Here is a 17,006-nt window from a genome sequence, read left to right as displayed (position 1 = left end):
GTGCCAGAGCACGGGATGGAAGGCTTTCAGGATGTACGCTCCCGCCCACTTCGCGGCCGACGACGACGCGGTCGACGACCTGCTGTCGCGGCAGCGCGCGGCCGATCTCGTCACCGCGGGGCCCGCGGGGCTGGAGGCGACCATGCTGCCGTTCGTCTACGACCGCGACGCGGGCACTCTTGCGGGGCACTTCGCCCGCAACAACGAGCACTGGCGCCACGTGGACGGCTCGCAGGCCCTGGTGATCGTGCGCGGGCCGGACTGCTACGTCACCCCGTCCTGGTACCCGTCCAAGGCCGAACACGGGCGGGTGGTGCCCACCTGGAACTACGTGACCGCCCACGTGCACGGCACCGTGACCATTCGCGACGACGTGGTGTGGCTGGCTGATCTGGTCCGCCGGCTCACCGACCACCACGAGCGGACGCGTGCGGTGCCGTGGTCGGTGGACGACGCGCCGGAGAAGTTCGTCGCGGGCCAGCTACGGGCGATCGTCGGGGTCGAGGTGGCGATCGACCGGATCGAGGCGAAGTTCAAGCTCAGCCAGAACCGTCCCGCGGCCGACGTGGCCGGTGTCATCGCGGGGTTGCGGGCCGAGGGGGATGACGAGGGCGCGGCTGCCGTGGAGGCTCAGCGCCCCAGCGCGAGTACGTAACTCGACCGCCACGAATCGTCACACCGAAGAAACAAAATTGGTATACCGTTCGGAAATCGCTGGGTGACCGAGGCTCAGCGTCTCCGTTCGAGTGACGAGGGTGCCCCGCCGGATGACGACTCCTGCCAGCCCGCTGTTGGATCCCGCTGCCGAGCTGCTCGACGAGCGTCAGCGAGCCGTCGTGCAGCGGGTGTCCGACGCCGAGCGGGCCCACATCCTGGCGCTGCCGAGCAACGATCCGCTTGATCCCAAGCTGCGGTTCCGGGTCGAGGCGACTGGCCCGGAGCTCTTCGGTCAGCCCGCGGCTATTCGGGCGACGTTGCAGCTCAACGCCCATCCGTTGGACGCGATCGCCGAGCGGCTCAGCAACGGTGTCGACCGGGTCATGCTGGTGGGTTGCGGCGATTCGCTGGCGGTGATGGTGGCCGCTCGGGTGGCGCTCGAGGCCATGCTCGGGGTGCCCTGCGAACCCGTGCAGAGCCTGGAGTTCGCGTACTACCAGGCGGGTCTGGTCGACGCGTCGACCGCCGTCGTCGCGCTGTCCAGCTCGGGGGAGACGACGCGGACGGTGGAAGCGCTCTTGATGGCGCAACACCGCGGATCGTATACCGTTGCCATCACCAACACCGCTGGTTCGACGCTGCAGTCCGAGGCCGCCACCGCGCTGAAGATCGAGGCCACCCGCGTCGGCTGGCCCACCCAGTCGTCCACGGCAGCACTGGCGTTGCTGCTCGAGCTCGCCATCCGCGTCGGCGAGCGGCGGGTGCCCGCCGAGGCGGCGGCGTGGCGCACGGCCTTCGACGCCCTGCCCGACCTGATCACCGGGGTGCTCGAGGGGATCGACTCCCTCGTCGCCGGCATCGCCGCCGGCGAGGTCGCGGCCGGCGTGCAGAACGTGCTGTTCTCCGGCGGGGGACCGAACCTGGCGACCGCGATCGTCGGTGCCGCCAAGGTCAAGGAGTGCACCACGCTGCACGCGGTGGAGATCCAGGTGGAGGAGTACCACCACTACAACTCGCAGAAGGCGGGCGAACCGCTGTTCCTGATCGCCCCGACCGGACCCACCGTGCCGCGGGCCGTCGACACCGGGCGTGACGCGCTGCGCTGGGGTGGTCGGCTCTACGTGCTGACCACCGAGGGCGAGCACGCCTTCGACGCCTTCGAGGCGTCCGGGGCTCGGGTGATCACCCTGCCCGACGTGCCGGAGGCGCTGTCGCCCTTGGTCTATCTGCCGCCCGTCCAGCTCGTCGGCTATCACCTCGGGCTGAGCAGCTACGCCGCGGCGGCCGCCGGTGAGTGAGGCTCCGCGACTGGTGTGCATCGGCAACCTGACGATCGACGAGGCGGTGTCCCCGTCCGGCGAACACGTCGAATCCGTTGGGGGCGACGCCCTCTACGCCGCCCTGGCCGCACGCTTGGTCGCCGGGGACCCGAGGATCCTGGCGCCGATGGGCGTCGACGCTCCGCCTGCGCTGCTCTCGGCGCTGCACCTGGCCGGCACCGAACCGGAGTCGCTGCCGCGACGCGATCTTCCCTTGGTGCGCAACGTCGTTCGCTACGACGACACCGGCGGCCGCACCTGGCAGCTCAGCCACGGTGTCGAGCACTTCGAGTCCATGTCGGTGCATCCGGCCGACGTCGGTCCCGAGGCGCTGGGGGCACCCGGAATCTTGGTCTCGGCGATGGCCCTGCACGCGCAGCTCGAGCTGGCCAGCTGGTTGCGGGCGCACACCGCGGCCACCATCTACTTCGATCCGCAGGAGGACTACCTCGCCGGCAACCTGGAGGCGCTGCTGGACGCCGTGCAAGCCTGCGACGTCTTCCTGCCGAGCGAGATCGAGGCCGCGGCGCTGGCCGGCACTGGTGACATGGTGGCTGCGGCGGCTGGCTTCCTGGCACTGGGGCCGCGTGTGGTGGTGATCAAACTGGCCGCGGCGGGCTGCCTGCTGGCGACCAGGGAGCGCCCCCAGGCCGTGCTGCTGCCCACCGAGGTGGTCGAGCCGGTAGACAGCACCGGCGCGGGGGACGCGTTCTGCGGTGCCTTCGCGACCGAACATCTGCGCAGTGGCGATGCCAAGGCCGCCGCGGCCGCCGGTGCCGCCGCCGCACGTGTGGCGGTCAGTGGTGCCGGGGTGAGCGCGCTGCTGGCCGCGGTGTCGAACGGGGCCGACCGATGACCAGGATCACCGTGCTCAACCCCAATACCTCCGGCGCGCTGACGGATACGATAGTTGCTGCAGCACAGGTTGTTTCGGGACGGGGAGTCACCGTCACGGGCGCCAACCCGGCAGTTGGCGTGCCCAGCGTGGAGAGCCACGCAGAGGAGGCCGTCGCTGCGGTCGGGGTGCTCGATCTGGTACGCCGCCACCAGGCGCAGACCGACGCATTCGTGGTCGCCTGCTTCGGTGACACCGGCGTCGCGGCGGCCCGCGAGGTGGCCACCTGCCCGGTCGTCGGGATGACCGAGGCGGCCCTGCAGACCGCCTGCCTGGTGGCGCACCGCTTCGTCGTGGTGACGATGCCCGCCCGCACCGTCGCCCACAGCGAACGCGTCGTGCGTGCCCTCGGCCTCGAGCACCGCTGCAGCGTGGTGGCCGTCGACGAGCCCGTCGCCGGACTGGTGGGCGGCTCCGCCCATCTGCTCGACGCATTCGCCGAGGCGGCCCACACCGCCACGGCCACCCACGGCAGCGAGGCCGTGGTCCTTGGCTGCGCCGGTCTCGCCGACCTGGCCGGCCCGCTGTCCCGTGCGGTGGGCCAGCCGGTGATCGACGGGGTCGCTGCTGCGGTCGGCATCGCCTCCGGTCTGGTCGCCATGGGCCTGAACACCTCCCGCGCCAACACCTTTGCCGCGGTGCCGGGCCTTCCGCCGTTCGGCCCGACCGAGGGGGATCGGTCGTGACGGTGTTCTTCCGCGACGTCCTGGTCTACGACGCCGCCGCACCCGAGGCGATGACCGGACCCGTCGACGTGCTCGTCGACGGTGACCGCATCGCGGCGATCGCCGACGGCCTGCCCGTGCCGTCGGATGCCCGGGTGGTCGAGGGAGCCGGCCGCCACCTGCTGGTGCCCGGACTGATCAACGCGCACTTCCACTCTCCGGCCAACCACCTGAAGGGTTCGGTCCGCAGCCTGCCGCTCGAATTGTTCATGCTCTTCGAGTCGCCGGCCGATCCTGCGCTGACACCCACCCCGCGCGAGGCGTACCTGCGGACGATGCTGGGCGCCATCGAGATGCTGCAGCGCGGCATCACCTGCGTCCAGGACGACGCCTTCCTGATGCCGTTCCCCGATCCGGACGTCATCGATGCCGTGGCAATGGCATACCGCGACAGCGGGATTCGAGCGTTCCTCGCACTGGACCAACCCGAGCTCACCGAGTCCGAGAAGCTGCCGTTCGTCGACGAGCTCGACCCCACCGTGCGCCGGACGTTCGCCGAACCGGCCCCGGCGCCGGCCGCGCAGCTGCTCGAGGCCTACGACCACCTGATCGGGACGTGGCACGGCGCGGCGGATGACCGCATTCGCGCCGCCGTGTCGATCTCCGCGCCGCAGCGTGTCAGCCTGGAGTACTTCGCCGCGCTCGACGATCTCGCCGAGCGCCACGGCGCGCCGCTGTACGCGCACATGCTCGAGACCAAGGTCCAGCGCACGCTGATGACCGAGCAGCGCCGGTTCGCTGGCCGGTCACTGGTGCAATACACCGCAGCCGCGGGGCTCTTGAAGCCGCACACCAACGTCATCCACGCCGTCTGGGTGGACGACGCCGACCTCGACGTCATCGCCGGGTCGGGCGCGACCGTGGTGCACAACCCCGTCAGCAACCTGCGGCTCGGCAGCGGCGTGCTGCCGTGGCGCGCGATGCTGGAGCGCGGCATCCCGGTGGCACTCGGCACCGACGAGGCGATCTGCGACGACTCGGTCAACGTCTGGACCGTCGCCAAGACCGCCGGGCTGATCCACAACGTCTCCGGTTTGGACAGCGACGACTGGCCCACAGCCGCCGAGGTTCTCGACGCGCTGTGGTCGGGGGGCGCCCGTGCCACCCGACGGGCCGATCTCGGTGCGGTCGCTCCGGGGATGCTGGCCGACCTGGCGTTGCTCGATCTACATGCGATCGCGTTCACGCCACTCAACGACCTACGGGAGCAACTGGTGCACTGCGAGGACGGGGGCGACGTCGTGCTGACGATGGTGGCCGGTCGGGTGGTGGCCGAACGTGGCCGCGTCATCAGCGTCGACGAGGCCGCGCTGTTGGACGAGGCCCGAGAAGTGTTCGCCGCCAAGCTTCCTGCGATCCGATCCGCCCGGCGCGGCGCCGACGGGCTGTATCCCGCCTATCGGCACGTCGTCCGCCGGGCCGCCGCGACGGACGTCGGCTTCAGCCGCTGGCTGGCACCATGACCGAGGGCATCGCCAACCCGGCCAACTACCCATACAGGCCGCTGCCGGACCGGCCGCACGGACGCTGGCCCAACGGAGCACGGCTGGCCGTCGTGGTGTGCGTCGGCGTCGAGTCCTACCGGTTCGGTGACGGACATACCGAGGACGTGCTGGCCGACGTGCCCGCCCCGGACGTGGTGAACACCGCCTGGCGCGACTACGGCAACCGGGTCGGTGCCTTCCGGCTGTTCGAACGCCTTGGCCGCCTTGGCATCCCGCCGACCGTGCTGCTGAACACCGACGTCTACGACGAGGCACCCGACGTGCTGGCCGCGGCGCGCACCGTCGCCGCCGAGATCGTCGGGCACGGCCGCTCCAACTCCGACACGCTGTCCGGGCTCACCCCCGCCGCCGAGCGCACCTATTTGAGCGACGTCGCCCAGCGCATCCGCGCCGAGGAGGGCGCGGCGCCGGGCGGCTGGTCGAGCCCATGGCTGAGCCACACCCCGAACACGTTGAGCCTGCTGGCCGCCAGTGGTTACCGCTATCTGCTCGATCTGCGCCTCGACGACCAGCCGGTGTGGCTGAGCACCGAAGCCGGCCTGCTGCTGGCGATCCCGTACGCCGCCGAGCTCAACGACTCGTCGACGATGATCGGCCGCAGCGTGTCACCGCGGGACTTTGCCGCCATGATCGACGACGAGTTCACCGAACTCAGTGCCGCGGCCGCGGACGTGCCCCTGGTGATGAGCGTCGTGCTGCACTCGTTCATCAGCGGCGCGCCCTTCCGGCTGAGGGCGGTCGGTCAGGCGCTGGAACGGATCGCCGCCAGCGAGGGCGTCTGGCTGACGACGCCCGGTGAGATCCACCGCGCCGTCGTCGACTCGCCGCACCTGTTCCCGACCGCCGAGCGTCAGGAGGTGACCCCGTGACCGAACCCGTCGCCGTCGTCGACGGCTTCTCCCTGTCGTTGGTGCGCAACGGCGTCCGCAGCCAAGTGCTCGACCACGTCGACCTCCGGATCCAACCCGGTGAGATTCTAGGTCTGGTCGGTGAATCCGGTTCCGGCAAGAGCGTTCTCGCACTGAGCCTGTTGGGACTGCTACCTCCCGAGTCGCATCCGGTCACCGCGGGCCGGGTCACCGTCGGTGGCGCCGACCTGCTGCACGCCAAGCCGGACGAGCTGCGCAGGGTGCGCCGCGAGGTGCTCGGCGCGATCTTCCAGGATCCGATGACCTCGCTCAACCCGACGATGCGGATCGGCCGGCAGATCGGTGAGGCCACCGGTGACGACGCCGAGTCGGTGCGGCTGTTGGAGACCGTCGGGGTCAGGGACGCCGAACTGCGGCTGCGGGTCTACCCGCACGAACTGTCCGGTGGCCTGCGCCAGCGCGTGATGGCGGCGATCGCGGTGGCGGGCCACCCCAAGCTGGTGGTGGCCGACGAACCGACCACCGCGCTCGACGTCACCGTGCAGGCGCAGCTGCTGGACCTGCTACGCGAGTTGCGCGACGACTTCGGGTGCTCGGTGCTGCTGATCACCCACGACCTCGGCGTCGCCGACCAGATCGCCGACCGCCTCGCGGTGATGCATCGCGGCGAGCTCGTCGAAATCGGTGTCGCCGCCGACGTCGTGCGCAATCCACGGCACGAATACACCCGGTCGCTGCTGGCGTCGCGGCTGACGCTGACGATGCCGCGCGACGAACGGTTCGCCACCGCGGCCGAGGACGACACCGCGCCCGCCGTCGCGATCCGGGACCTGCGCAAGGCATTCCACGTGCGGCGTGGACGTCGCGGCAGGCAGGAGATCGCCGCCGTCGACGGCGTCGACCTGGACGTCGCGGCGGGCGAGGCGGTGGCGATCGTCGGGGAGAGCGGTTCGGGTAAGTCGACGCTGCTGCGGATCGTGGCCGGCCTGGAACGGCCGACCAGCGGATCGGTGACGCTGGCCGGTGACGGTGGACCGCAGATGGTGTTCCAGGACGCCGGTTCGTCACTCACCCCGTGGCTCTCGATCGGCGAGACGCTGGGCGAGCGGTTGCGCCCGCTGAAGCTGTCGCGCACCGCCGTTCGTGACCGGGTCCGCGAGGCGCTGGCCGCGGTCGACCTGCCGCCCGAGGTCCTCGACGCCCGACCCGGTGAACTCTCGGGGGGACAGCGCCAGCGCGTCGGGCTGGCCCGCGCCACCATGATCCCTCCGTCGGTCCTGCTGTGCGATGAACCAACCAGCGCCCTGGACGCCTCGCTGGCCAAGAGCGTGTTGGCGCTGATCCGCGATCTGCGGGCCCGGATTGGCATGACCGTGCTGTTCGTCACCCACGACCTTGCGGTCGCGCGGCTGATGGGCGATCGCATCGCCGTCATGCAGGGCGGCCGGATCGTCGAGCTGGGTCCCGCCGAGCAGGTGGTGTCCGAGCCGCGGGCGGCCTACACGCGCGCCCTGCTCGCGGCGGTACCCGAGATAGCGGAGGGAGCCGCCTCGTGACGACGACGACGGTGATACCCCGTTGGCGACTGCGGCCCGTCAGCGCCGGGGGAGCGCACCTGAGCCGGCCGACGGCGTGGGCGCTGGTCGGCCTGCTGATCGCGGTGACGCTGGTCGCGTCGTTCGCGCGAATGTTGGCTCCCTTCGATCCGATTCAACCCGTGGGGGCGATCAATCTGCCCCCGCTGAGCCCCGGTCATCTACTGGGCACCGACGGCATCGGCCGAGATCTTTTGTCCCGCACGCTGATCGGAATTCAGGTCAGCTGGCTGAGCGCCCTGGCCATCGTGGCCAGCGGGCTGCTCATCGGCGGCACCGTCGGCCTGGTCGCCGGTGCAACCGGAGGCTGGGTCGACTCGCTGTTCCTCATGCGCATCACCGACCTGTTCCTTGCCCTGCCCGGTGCCCTGGTAGCGATCGCCGTCGTTGCTGCGCTCGGTTCCGGCCTAACCAACACGCTGATCGGCGTCGCGCTGGTGTGGTGGCCCTACTACGCACGCATCGTGCGCGGCGAGGTCAAGGCGCTCGCTGCCCGGCCCCACGTCGAGGCCGCCCGGCTGGCCAAGGCCGGGCGGTGGCGGATCCTGACCCGACATCTGCTGCCGGGCGTCGTGCCAACGGCGATCATCACCGCCAGCCTAGACATCGGAAACGTGGTGCTGCTGCTGGCCGCGCTGTCATTCCTGGGGCTCGGTCAGCAGGCGCCGGCACCCGAACTCGGCGCCGATACGGCACGGGCGCTGAGCCAGCTGCTGAGCCAGTGGTGGGTGCCCGGCGTGCCCGGCCTCGCGGTGCTGCTGCTGACGCTGGTGGCCAATCTCGGTGGCGACGCCATCCGCAATCTCATCCCGGTGCGGAGGTAGTCATGACGTCCTTCCTCGTCCGCAGGTTCTCCATCGCGGTGCTCATCCTGCTGATCCTGTCGTTCGTGATCTTCCTGCTGCAGGCGGTCTCACCCGGGGACCCGGCGCGCGCCTACGTCGGCGCCAACGCCTCCAACGAGATGGTGGCCGCCGAGCGTCACCGGCTCGGACTCGACGATCCACTCGCTCAGCAGTTCGTCCGGTTCGTAGGAGGCCTCTTCACCGGCGACCTCGGTCGGTCCCTGCGCACGAGGCAACCGGTGACCGCCGACATCGCCACCTACCTGCCCGCCACTGCCGAACTCGTCGTCGTCGCGTTCCTGCTCGCGCTGGCCCTGGCATCGCTCTACGCGCTGTCCGGTGCGCTGCGCTGGCCGGGCGCGGCGGTGGGACGCGGTGTCCTGCTGCTGCTGGCCACGGCGCCGCCGTTCCTGCTCGCGCTCGTCGGCATCATCGTGTTCTTCGGTCAGCTCGGGTGGTTGCCCGCACGCGGGGTCGGCGACTTCCAGGACCCCGGCCCGTTCGGAATGCAAGTGGTCGACACCCTGGTGCACGGGCAGGCCGACGCCTTCCTCGACGCGCTCCGGCATCTGGTGCTGCCCGCCGTGGTGTTGGCGATCGCGCCCGCGGTCGCCATCGGCCGGGTGTTCCGGTCGTCGCTGCAGGGCGTGCTCGGCGCCGACTACGTCCGGACCGCGCGCTCGAAGGGCTTGTCGGAGACCAGGATCGTGGCCCACCACGTCGTGCGCAACGCGATCGGCCCCGCGCTGTCGATGGCCGGACTACAGCTCGGGTTCATGTTCGCCGGCGTCGTGGTCGTCGAGCAGATCTTCTCCTGGCCGGGCATCGGCAACTACCTCGCGGCGTCCATCCCGGTCGCCGACTTCCCGGCCATCGCCGGGGTGACGCTGGTGCTCGGTGCCATCTACGTCGTATCGAACGCGGTGGTGGACCTGCTGCAGGCCGTCGCCGACCCCCGAATAGCCGCCGAATGAGAAGGAGTACTGCTGTGTCCAATCAAGGCATGCCCACCCAGAGGCTGCGCACCGGCCTCTTCAGTGCCTGCGCCGCAATGACTCTCGTCATCGCCGGCTGCAGTTCCGGCACACCGTCCGGAGGCGGCGGTGGCGGTGGCGGGGCCGCGCCCACCGACGGGACCTTGACCGTCGGCCTGCTCGGTGACATCGGCCAGCCACCCGACCCCGACATCTACTACGCCAACAACGGCACGGCGATCATGATCAACGCCTATGAAGGCCTGGTCCAGTACGAGAACGACACCGACACCGTCCAGATCGCGCCGCGATTGGCGGAGTCGTGGGAGGTCAACCCCACTCACGACGTGTACACCTTCCACCTGCGCAAGGGCGTCACCTTCCACGACGGGACGCCGTTCACCTCCGCTGCGGTCGACGTCGCGTTCAAGCGCCGCATCGCGGTCAAGGGCGGCGCGTCATACATGGTCGAGGCCGTCAAGGGTGTCGCGACGCCCGATGACTACACCGCGGTGATCACGCTGACCAAGCCCAACACCGCCTTCCTGAGCTATCTGGCCTCACCGTTCGGCCCCAAGATGGAATCTCCGCAGGGGCTCAAGGCCAACGCCGGTTCCGACGACGCCCAGACCTACCTGTCGTCCCACGACCTCGGCACCGGGCCCTACCAGCTGACGACGGCCCAGACCGGGGTCAAGTACGAGATGACGCAGTACGACGGCTACTGGGGGCAGAAGTCGCCCTTCAAGAAGATCGAATTGCCGGTCTACACCGATGAATCCGCGCTCGAGCTGGCGTTCGACAACGGCACCGTCGACACCATCGTCGCGGCGCTGCCGTCGTCGAGCCTGGACAAGTACTCCAAGGCGGCGGGAGTGTCGAACTACTTCCTGCCCACGCTGCAGGGTGCCCTGGTGACGGTGAACCCGAGCCACGAATTCTTCAAGACCGCCGACGCCCGCGTCGCATTCCTCAAGTCGATCGACCAGGCCGCCCTGGTGAACCAGGTGCTCGGAAAGCGTTCCGACGTGGCGACCACCATGTACGCGAAGGGCATGATCCCCGGCGGGTCCGGTGTCCAAGACAAGCAGGCGATCAGTTTCGACGCTGCGGCGCTGAAGAACTACGTCGCGGCACTGCCCGCCAATGCCCCGAAGAACCTGGTGATCGGCTACGCCAATGGCAACGTCAACGCCCAGTCGATGGCCAACATCGTCGTCGCGAACCTGCAGACCGACGGCCTGACCGCCTCGGCCCAGGGATACGACACGTCGACGGTCTTCGGTTGGATCAACAACCCGCCGACCGGACCCGACGCGTTCATCGACGGCAACAACGGCCCCGACGGTGGCGACCCGTACATGTGGGGTCACGTGTTCTGGGACGCCTCCGGTGGCATCAACTACTTCGGTTGCGAGTCAAAGGAAGTCAACGCTCTGCTGGACCAGGCGCTCGGCACGGGGGACACCGCGACGTACGTCGAGGCCGGAGATCTCTACGGCCAGACCGGATGCTTCCTGAACCTGTCCTACAACAAGGACTGGGTCGTCGCGCAGAAGTGGCTGACCGGGGTGCCGCAGAGCCAGAACATCGGCGCCAACGAGCTGAACTTCTCGTTGCTCGGTATCGCGGGGTGACCAGCGACCTCCCGCCGCAGTCGCTGTCGCGGCTGGTCTACTCCACGGTCAGGGAGCGCATCATCCTCGGCCAGTATCCGCAGGGTAGCCGACTCCCGGAGCAGCGCATCGGTGAGGAGCTGGACGTCTCTCGGGTTCCGCTGCGGGAGGCGGTGCCCTGGCTGGAACGCGACGGCTTCGTGCAGTCGCGACCGCGGCGGGGGGCGGTGGTGGCCAGCTGGACCGCCAAGGCCATCGACGAGCTGTTCGACGTGCGCTTGTCCCTGGAGGTGGGCGCGGCGCGCTACGCGGCACGCCAGGTCGGCCTCGGTGGCGGGATGGACGCGTTGGACGACGCCCTTGCCGAGGCGCAGCACACCGTGGCCGGTGGGGATGCGTACTCGATCGCCAAGACCAGCACCGCGTTTCACGAGGCCGTCATCCGCACGTCGGGCAACGAGCTGATGGTCGGGTTGATGCAGTCGATCTCGGGCCGCATCACCTGGCTGTTCTACCTCACCAGCGGATTGCCCGCCGACGAGGCATTCCACGACCACGTGCTGCTGCGGGACGCGATCGCCTCCGCCAACGAGCGGGTGGCCGAGTCGGTGGCCTACGCCCACATCGAACGAGATCGACAGCCGACGCACGAGGCCATGCGGGACAAGATGCAATCCTAGGGTGTGCAATCGCGACCTAGCGGGTAGACGTGGCTGATGCGACAACCACCGGCCGTCGTGAGCATCGTCGTGGCCGTCGCCGTGCTCCTCGCGTCGGTGTCGTGCGCTCCGGCGCAGCGCGTCGACCTGGGGGCTTCGTCGGGCAACCTGATCGCCGCGATCGCCGGTGAACCCGACCAGTTGGACCCGCAGAAGACCAGTGCCTACTTCTCGTTCGAGGTGCTGGAGAACGTCTTCGACACGCTGGTCGAACCCGACGCGAACCTCGAGATGCGTCCGGCGCTGGCTCAGACGTGGGAGGTCTCACCCGATCAGCTCACCTGGACCTTCCACCTGCGCACGGGCGTGACCTTCCACGATGGCAGTCCCTTCGGTGCCGACGACGTCGTCTACTCCTACCGTCGGATCATCGACCAGAAGCTGGCCAACGTCGACAAGTTCAGCTCCGTGACCGACGTCCGCGCGATCGGGCCGGACACCGTCGTGATTCGGGTCAAGCAGCCAACGCCCAACCTGCTGACCAACATCGGCGGATTCAAGGGCATGGCCATCGTGTCGCGCAAGAACGTCGAGAGCGGTCAGATCGCGACGCACCCGATTGGCACCGGACCGTTCGCCTTCGTCTCGCGCAAGAGTGGCGACTTGATCGTGTTGCGGGCCAACCCAACCTACTGGGGTGGCCCCCCGAAGGTTCCGGGGGTGACGTTCGAATTCATCACCGAGCCGTCGACCGCGATCTCGGCCCTGCAGGCCGGTGAGATCGACTGGACAGATTCCGTACCGACGCAGCGCATCTCGCAGCTACGGGGCGACGACTCCCTGAAACTGGCCGTCACGCCGAGCAACGACTACTGGTACTTGGCGCTCAACGAGGCGAAGGCGCCATGGAACGACCCTCGGGTGCGCCAGGCCATCGCGTACGGCATCGACCGCCAATCCATCGTGGCTGCAACGAGTTACGGTAGCGCCACCGCGAACCAGCTGGCCATCCCCGAGGGCAACCCGTGGTACACACCGTATGACCGGTACCGCTACGACACCGGGGAGGCCAAGCGGCTGCTCGACGAGGCGGGCGCGCACCCCGACCGGATGGACATGCTGGTCACCAGCGAATATCCCGAGACGGTCACCGCCGCCCAGGTGATCGCCGACAACCTGGCGCCGCTGGGGATCACCGTCGACATCCGCACCGTCGACTTCGCCACGTGGCTCGACGAACAGAACTCCGGGCACTTCGACATGCTGATGATGGGCTGGCTGGGCAACATCGACCCCGATGACTTCTACTACGCCCAGCACCACACCAACGGGACGAGCAATGCTCAGAAGTTCTCCGATCCCGAGGTCGACCGGCTGCTCGACGCCGGGCGCGTCGAGACCGATCGGCAAGCCCGCCAACAGGATTACGCCAAGGCGGCGACGATCATCGCCGATCAGGTCAGCTACGTCTACCTCTACAATCCTGCGGTCGTGCAGGCCTGGACCACCAACCTGTCCGGCTACGACGCCCGCCGCGACGGAGCGGTGCGCTTTCGGACCGCCAGCCTGAACGGGGGACAGGCCCGATGAGCCATCCCGTCCTTCGGTTCCTGGCCCGGCGCCTCGCGTATTCGGCGATCGTGCTCGTCGGCGTGCTGATCGTCGTGTTCGCGCTCGTCCAACTGGTGCCAGGTGACCCGGTGCGCATCGCGCTCGGCACCAGGTACACGCCGCAGGCCTACGACGCACTGCGCGCCGCGAGTGGTTTGGACCGGCCGCTGGTCCAACAGTTCTTCAGCTACGTCGGTTCGGCGTTGACCGGGGATCTCGGCGTCAGCTTCCGCAACGGAGATCCCGTCACCGAGATACTGCTGGACAGGCTGCCCGCCACCGTGTCGCTGGCCGGGTTCGGCATCGTCGTCGCGCTGCTAATCGCGCTGCCCGCGGGGATCTGGTCGGCACTGCACCAGGGTCGAGTCAGCGACGCGATCGTCCGGGTCACGAGCCAATTCGGCGTGTCGATTCCCGACTTCTGGATGGGCATCCTGCTGATTGCGCTGTTCGCCACGACGCTGGGCTGGCTGCCCACCTCCGGCTACCGGCCGCTGTCGCAGGACCCGGGAGGATGGCTGAGCCACCTGGTGCTGCCGGGCTTGACGGTCGGTCTGGTGGCCGCGGCCATCCTGACCCGCTACGTCCGATCCGCCGTTCTCGAGGTGGCCTCGATGGGTTACGTGCGAACCGCCCGCTCCAAGGGGCTCTCCCCGCGGGTGGTCACGTTCCGCCACACCGTGCGCAATGCGCTGGTGCCGATCCTGACCATCACCGGCATTCAGCTCGCCACCATCCTGGGCGGCGTGATCGTCGTCGAGGTGGTCTTCGCCTGGCCGGGACTCGGCCGACTGGTCTACAACTCCGTGGCCGCCCGCGACTATCCGGTGATCCAGGGGGCAGTGCTGCTGATGGCGGTGCTGTTCCTGCTGATCAACCTGATCGTGGATCTGTTGTACGCCGTCGTCGACCCGAGGATCCGGCTGTCATGACCGAGGAGACGATCGAGGCCGTCGACACCGCCAGGGTCAGCTCGTGGCGGTTGCTCGCGGGCAATCCCGTCACCGTCGTCAGCGCCGTCCTGCTGCTGGCGGTGCTGATCATCGCCGTTGGCGCGAAATGGATTGCCCCGCAGGGTGTCAACGACGTCGACGTGCCGAGCGCGTTGCGCGGTCCCAGCGGGGCGCACTGGTTCGGCACCGACGAGCTCGGCCGCGACGTGTTCTCCCGGGTGCTGGTCGCCGTGCAGGCCTCGATGCAGGTCGCGCTGGTCAGCGTCGCGTTCGCCGTCGTCGTCGGGGTCACCATCGGGGTCGTCGCGGGCTACCGCGGAGGCTGGGTGGACACCGTGTTCATGAGGGTGGTCGACGTGATGTTCGCCTTCCCGGTGCTGCTGCTGGCGCTCGCGATCGTCGCCATCCTCGGCCCCGGCGTGACGACCACGATGCTGGCCATCGGCGTGGTCTACACGCCGATCTTCGCCCGCGTCGCGCGTGCCAGCACCCTCGGCGTCCGGGTCGAGCCGTTCGTCGCGGTGTCGCGCACCATGGGCACCGGGCACGCCTACATCCTGTTTCGCCACGTCTTGCCGAACATCGCGGGCCCGCTGATCGTGCAGACCTCGCTGTCGCTTGCCTTCGCGATCCTCTCCGAGGCGGCGCTGTCGTTCCTCGGGCTCGGCATCCAGCCGCCGGAGCCGTCGCTGGGCCGGATGATCTTCGACTCCCAGGGTTTCGTCACGCTGGCCTGGTGGATGGCCGTGTTCCCCGGTGCCGCGATCTTCGTGATCGTGTTGGCGTTCAACCTCTTCGGTGACGGGATGCGCGACGTGCTCGACCCCAAGCAGCGCACGGTGGCCGAATCCCGGAGGACGCGATGACCGCCCCCGCCCTCGAGGTCGCCGACCTGAACGTGCGGATCGGCAACCGGCACATCGTGCGCGGCGTCTCGCTGACGGTGCCGCGCGAGGCCACCCACGGCATCGTGGGGGAGTCGGGCTCGGGCAAGTCGATGACCGTGCTCGCCGCGACTGGATTGCTCGATGCGCCCGGGGCCGTCGTCAGCGGATCGAGCATCCTTGCCGGACAGGGTGATTCGGTGCAGCTCGTCGGGGCGTCCGCCCGTGCGCTGCGCGGTGTGCACGGCGGCCGGATCGGCTTCGTCTTCCAGGATCCGGGGACGTCGCTGAACCCGCTGCTCACCCTGGAACGCCAGATCACCGAGTCGCTCGAGGCCCACCGCCAGCCGACCCGCCGGGAGGGCAAGGCGCGGGCACTGGAGTTGCTCGACGCCGTCGGCCTTCCGGATCCGCAGGCGCGGTTGGAGTCCTATCCGCATCAGCTCTCGGGGGGGCAGCGCCAGCGCGTGATGATCGCGATCGCGCTGGCGTGCGACCCCGAACTGCTGGTCGCCGACGAGCCGACCACGTCACTGGACGTGACCACCCAGGCACAGATCATCGACCTGGTGCGCGACTTGCAGCGCGACTTCGGCACGGCGGTGGTGTGGATCAGCCACGACCTCGGCGTGATCGGTCAGGTCGCCGACGACGTCACCGTGCTGCACGACGGCGAGGTCGTCGAGCAGGCCGGCGTCCTCGACGTCTTCGACCGGCCCCGGCAGCCCTACACCCGCCAGCTGCTCGAGGCCCGTCCGCTGGTGGGTTCGGCAGGCCCGCCGCCGGTGGCCGACGATGCCGCGGTGCTCCTCGACGTGTCGGGTCTGGACGTCCGATTCTCGGTGACCACGCCGACGGGACGCTCGACCGTGCACGCGGTGAAGGACCTGTCGTTCACCATCCGCCGCGGCGCGACGCTGGGACTGGTCGGAGAATCGGGGTCGGGCAAGTCCACGGTCGCCGCCGCGCTGACCGGGTTGGTGCGACCCGACGCCGGGACCGTGCGCCTCGACGACGTGGACGTGCTGGCGGCCGGGCGACGCGGCGGCCGGCGCGCGGAGAAGGCCCTTCGCCGGCGCATCGGCCTGGTGCTGCAGGACCCCTTCTCGTCGCTGAACCCGCGGATGCCGGTCGGGAGGTCGGTCGGCGAGCCGCTCGTCGTGCACGGCCTGGCGCCGGACGAGGCGCGGCGGCGCAGTCGCATCGGTGAGCTGCTGGAGCTGGTCGGGCTGCCGCCCGCCTTCGCCGACCGCTACCCCCACGAGCTGTCAGGAGGCCAGCGGCAACGGGTCAGCATCGCCAGGGCGCTGGCGCTGGAGCCCGAGCTGCTGATCCTCGACGAATCCACGGCCTCGCTGGACGTGTCGGTGCAGGCGCAGGTCCTCGAGCTGCTCGCGGACCTGCAGGATCGGCTCGCGCTGACCTATCTGTTCATCGGCCACGACCTCGCTGTCATCCAGCAGATCAGCCACGACGTGTTGGTCATGCGGGCCGGCGCCGCGGTCGAACACGGCCCGGCCGCCGAGCTGTTCGCGGCGCCGCGCGACGAGTACACCAGGGCCCTGCTGGCCGCCGTCCCACCGGCTCGTCCGCGGGTGCCCGGGGTGTAACGATCTCGGCCCTGAGCCGATGTTCCTGGCAAGGATGAAAGTTCGTCAGCCGCGCGGTCGCTGGTCCGCGAACCAGTGTCGGGGGAAACGAGATCGAAGGAGGCGCTCCACGATGGGTGCACCGTTGGAGATTTGTCGCAAACGAACGGTGTGCGCCGTGCTGGCGTCCGGAGTGGTGATCTCCCTGGCGGCGATGACGGGGGGCATCACGCCCGCCCTCGCCGCACCGGGAGGGCCGGGCGGACCGGGTGGACCCAGCGGCCCGACGACGACGATCGTGCCCGAGCCG

General features: G+C 69.5%; 15 protein-coding genes. All 15 read left to right on the top strand.

The genetic code is table 11. The annotated features are described in order from the left end of the window. Positions 1-31 precede the first annotated feature (31 nt). The 15 genes from SBI80_RS16220 to SBI80_RS16150 all read left to right on the top strand — a co-directional run bounded on the left by SBI80_RS16220 (position 32) and on the right by SBI80_RS16150 (position 16,717). Entirely contained in the window at positions 32-655 is a 624-nt protein-coding gene (locus tag SBI80_RS16220) for an FMN-binding negative transcriptional regulator (protein WP_318975836.1), read from the top strand. A 112-nt stretch (positions 656-767) separates the two neighbouring features. Then, complete coding sequence (locus SBI80_RS16215) at positions 768-1,955, top strand: SIS domain-containing protein (protein WP_318975835.1); 1,188 nt, start codon at positions 768-770, stop codon at positions 1,953-1,955. Continuing rightward, positions 1,948-2,832: a carbohydrate kinase family protein gene (locus SBI80_RS16210; protein WP_318975834.1), complete on the top strand. Its 885-nt coding sequence runs from the start codon at positions 1,948-1,950 to the stop codon at positions 2,830-2,832. Before SBI80_RS16215 ends, SBI80_RS16210 begins: the two co-directional genes overlap by 8 nt. Further along, positions 2,829-3,557 (top strand): aspartate/glutamate racemase family protein, encoded by a 729-nt coding sequence (locus tag SBI80_RS16205; RefSeq protein WP_318975833.1) that lies wholly within the window; start codon positions 2,829-2,831, stop codon positions 3,555-3,557. The genes SBI80_RS16210 and SBI80_RS16205 overlap by 4 nt, the downstream gene beginning before the upstream one ends. Beyond that, positions 3,554-5,059, top strand: a complete 1,506-nt coding sequence (locus tag SBI80_RS16200; RefSeq protein ID WP_318975832.1) for an amidohydrolase family protein — start codon at positions 3,554-3,556, stop codon at positions 5,057-5,059. Before SBI80_RS16205 ends, SBI80_RS16200 begins: the two co-directional genes overlap by 4 nt. Then, positions 5,056-5,970 (top strand): polysaccharide deacetylase family protein, encoded by a 915-nt coding sequence (locus tag SBI80_RS16195; protein WP_318975831.1) that lies wholly within the window; start codon positions 5,056-5,058, stop codon positions 5,968-5,970. Before SBI80_RS16200 ends, SBI80_RS16195 begins: the two co-directional genes overlap by 4 nt. Further along, positions 5,967-7,526, top strand: coding sequence for an ATP-binding cassette domain-containing protein (locus SBI80_RS16190; protein WP_318975830.1), 1,560 nt, complete (start codon positions 5,967-5,969; stop codon positions 7,524-7,526). The genes SBI80_RS16195 and SBI80_RS16190 overlap by 4 nt, the downstream gene beginning before the upstream one ends. Further along, a complete protein-coding gene (locus SBI80_RS16185) occupies positions 7,523-8,389 on the top strand; it encodes an ABC transporter permease (RefSeq protein WP_318975829.1) in 867 nt (288 codons plus the stop codon). The genes SBI80_RS16190 and SBI80_RS16185 overlap by 4 nt, the downstream gene beginning before the upstream one ends. 2 nt (positions 8,390-8,391) lie before the next feature. Further along, positions 8,392-9,384 (top strand): ABC transporter permease, encoded by a 993-nt coding sequence (locus tag SBI80_RS16180; RefSeq protein WP_318975828.1) that lies wholly within the window; start codon positions 8,392-8,394, stop codon positions 9,382-9,384. Positions 9,385-9,413: 29 nt separating this feature from the next. Then, positions 9,414-11,021 carry an ABC transporter substrate-binding protein gene (locus SBI80_RS16175; RefSeq protein ID WP_318975827.1) on the top strand — a complete coding sequence of 536 codons (1,608 nt, stop codon included), beginning with the start codon at positions 9,414-9,416 and terminating at the stop codon, positions 11,019-11,021. Further along, the gene (locus SBI80_RS16170) at positions 11,018-11,680 is read left to right on the top strand and encodes a GntR family transcriptional regulator (protein WP_318975826.1); all 663 of its coding nucleotides are present in this window, start codon (positions 11,018-11,020) and stop codon (positions 11,678-11,680) included. The genes SBI80_RS16175 and SBI80_RS16170 overlap by 4 nt, the downstream gene beginning before the upstream one ends. 36 nt (positions 11,681-11,716) lie before the next feature. Further along, positions 11,717-13,249, top strand: a complete 1,533-nt coding sequence (locus SBI80_RS16165; protein WP_318975825.1) for an ABC transporter substrate-binding protein — start codon at positions 11,717-11,719, stop codon at positions 13,247-13,249. Then, positions 13,246-14,202 carry an ABC transporter permease gene (locus SBI80_RS16160; protein ID WP_318975824.1) on the top strand — a complete coding sequence of 319 codons (957 nt, stop codon included), beginning with the start codon at positions 13,246-13,248 and terminating at the stop codon, positions 14,200-14,202. The genes SBI80_RS16165 and SBI80_RS16160 overlap by 4 nt, the downstream gene beginning before the upstream one ends. Further along, positions 14,199-15,089, top strand: a complete 891-nt coding sequence (locus tag SBI80_RS16155) for an ABC transporter permease (RefSeq protein WP_318975823.1) — start codon at positions 14,199-14,201, stop codon at positions 15,087-15,089. The genes SBI80_RS16160 and SBI80_RS16155 overlap by 4 nt, the downstream gene beginning before the upstream one ends. After that, a complete protein-coding gene (locus SBI80_RS16150) occupies positions 15,086-16,717 on the top strand; it encodes an ABC transporter ATP-binding protein (RefSeq protein WP_318975822.1) in 1,632 nt (543 codons plus the stop codon). Before SBI80_RS16155 ends, SBI80_RS16150 begins: the two co-directional genes overlap by 4 nt. Positions 16,718-17,006 lie beyond the last annotated feature (289 nt).

Origin of the sequence: Mycolicibacterium sichuanense (assembly GCF_033741125.1) — a bacterium.
Classification (GTDB): domain Bacteria; phylum Actinomycetota; class Actinomycetes; order Mycobacteriales; family Mycobacteriaceae; genus Mycobacterium.
The sequence above is the reverse complement of the archived record's forward strand: the minus strand, read 5'-3'. Positions and strand labels throughout refer to the sequence as shown.

Excerpts from the sequence above, each read along its gene's own strand:
- SBI80_RS16220 (WP_318975836.1), top strand. The coding sequence starts at position 32 with ATGTACGCTCCCGCCCACTTCGCGGCCGACGACGACGCGGTCGACGAC.
- SBI80_RS16215 (WP_318975835.1), top strand. The coding sequence starts at position 768 with ATGACGACTCCTGCCAGCCCGCTGTTGGATCCCGCTGCCGAGCTGCTC.
- SBI80_RS16205 (WP_318975833.1), top strand. The coding sequence starts at position 2,829 with ATGACCAGGATCACCGTGCTCAACCCCAATACCTCCGGCGCGCTGACG.
- SBI80_RS16195 (WP_318975831.1), top strand. The coding sequence starts at position 5,056 with ATGACCGAGGGCATCGCCAACCCGGCCAACTACCCATACAGGCCGCTG.
- SBI80_RS16180 (WP_318975828.1), top strand. The coding sequence starts at position 8,392 with ATGACGTCCTTCCTCGTCCGCAGGTTCTCCATCGCGGTGCTCATCCTG.
- SBI80_RS16175 (WP_318975827.1), top strand. The coding sequence starts at position 9,414 with ATGCCCACCCAGAGGCTGCGCACCGGCCTCTTCAGTGCCTGCGCCGCA.
- SBI80_RS16165 (WP_318975825.1), top strand. The coding sequence starts at position 11,717 with ATGCGACAACCACCGGCCGTCGTGAGCATCGTCGTGGCCGTCGCCGTG.
- SBI80_RS16160 (WP_318975824.1), top strand. The coding sequence starts at position 13,246 with ATGAGCCATCCCGTCCTTCGGTTCCTGGCCCGGCGCCTCGCGTATTCG.
- SBI80_RS16155 (WP_318975823.1), top strand. The coding sequence starts at position 14,199 with ATGACCGAGGAGACGATCGAGGCCGTCGACACCGCCAGGGTCAGCTCG.
- SBI80_RS16150 (WP_318975822.1), top strand. The coding sequence starts at position 15,086 with ATGACCGCCCCCGCCCTCGAGGTCGCCGACCTGAACGTGCGGATCGGC.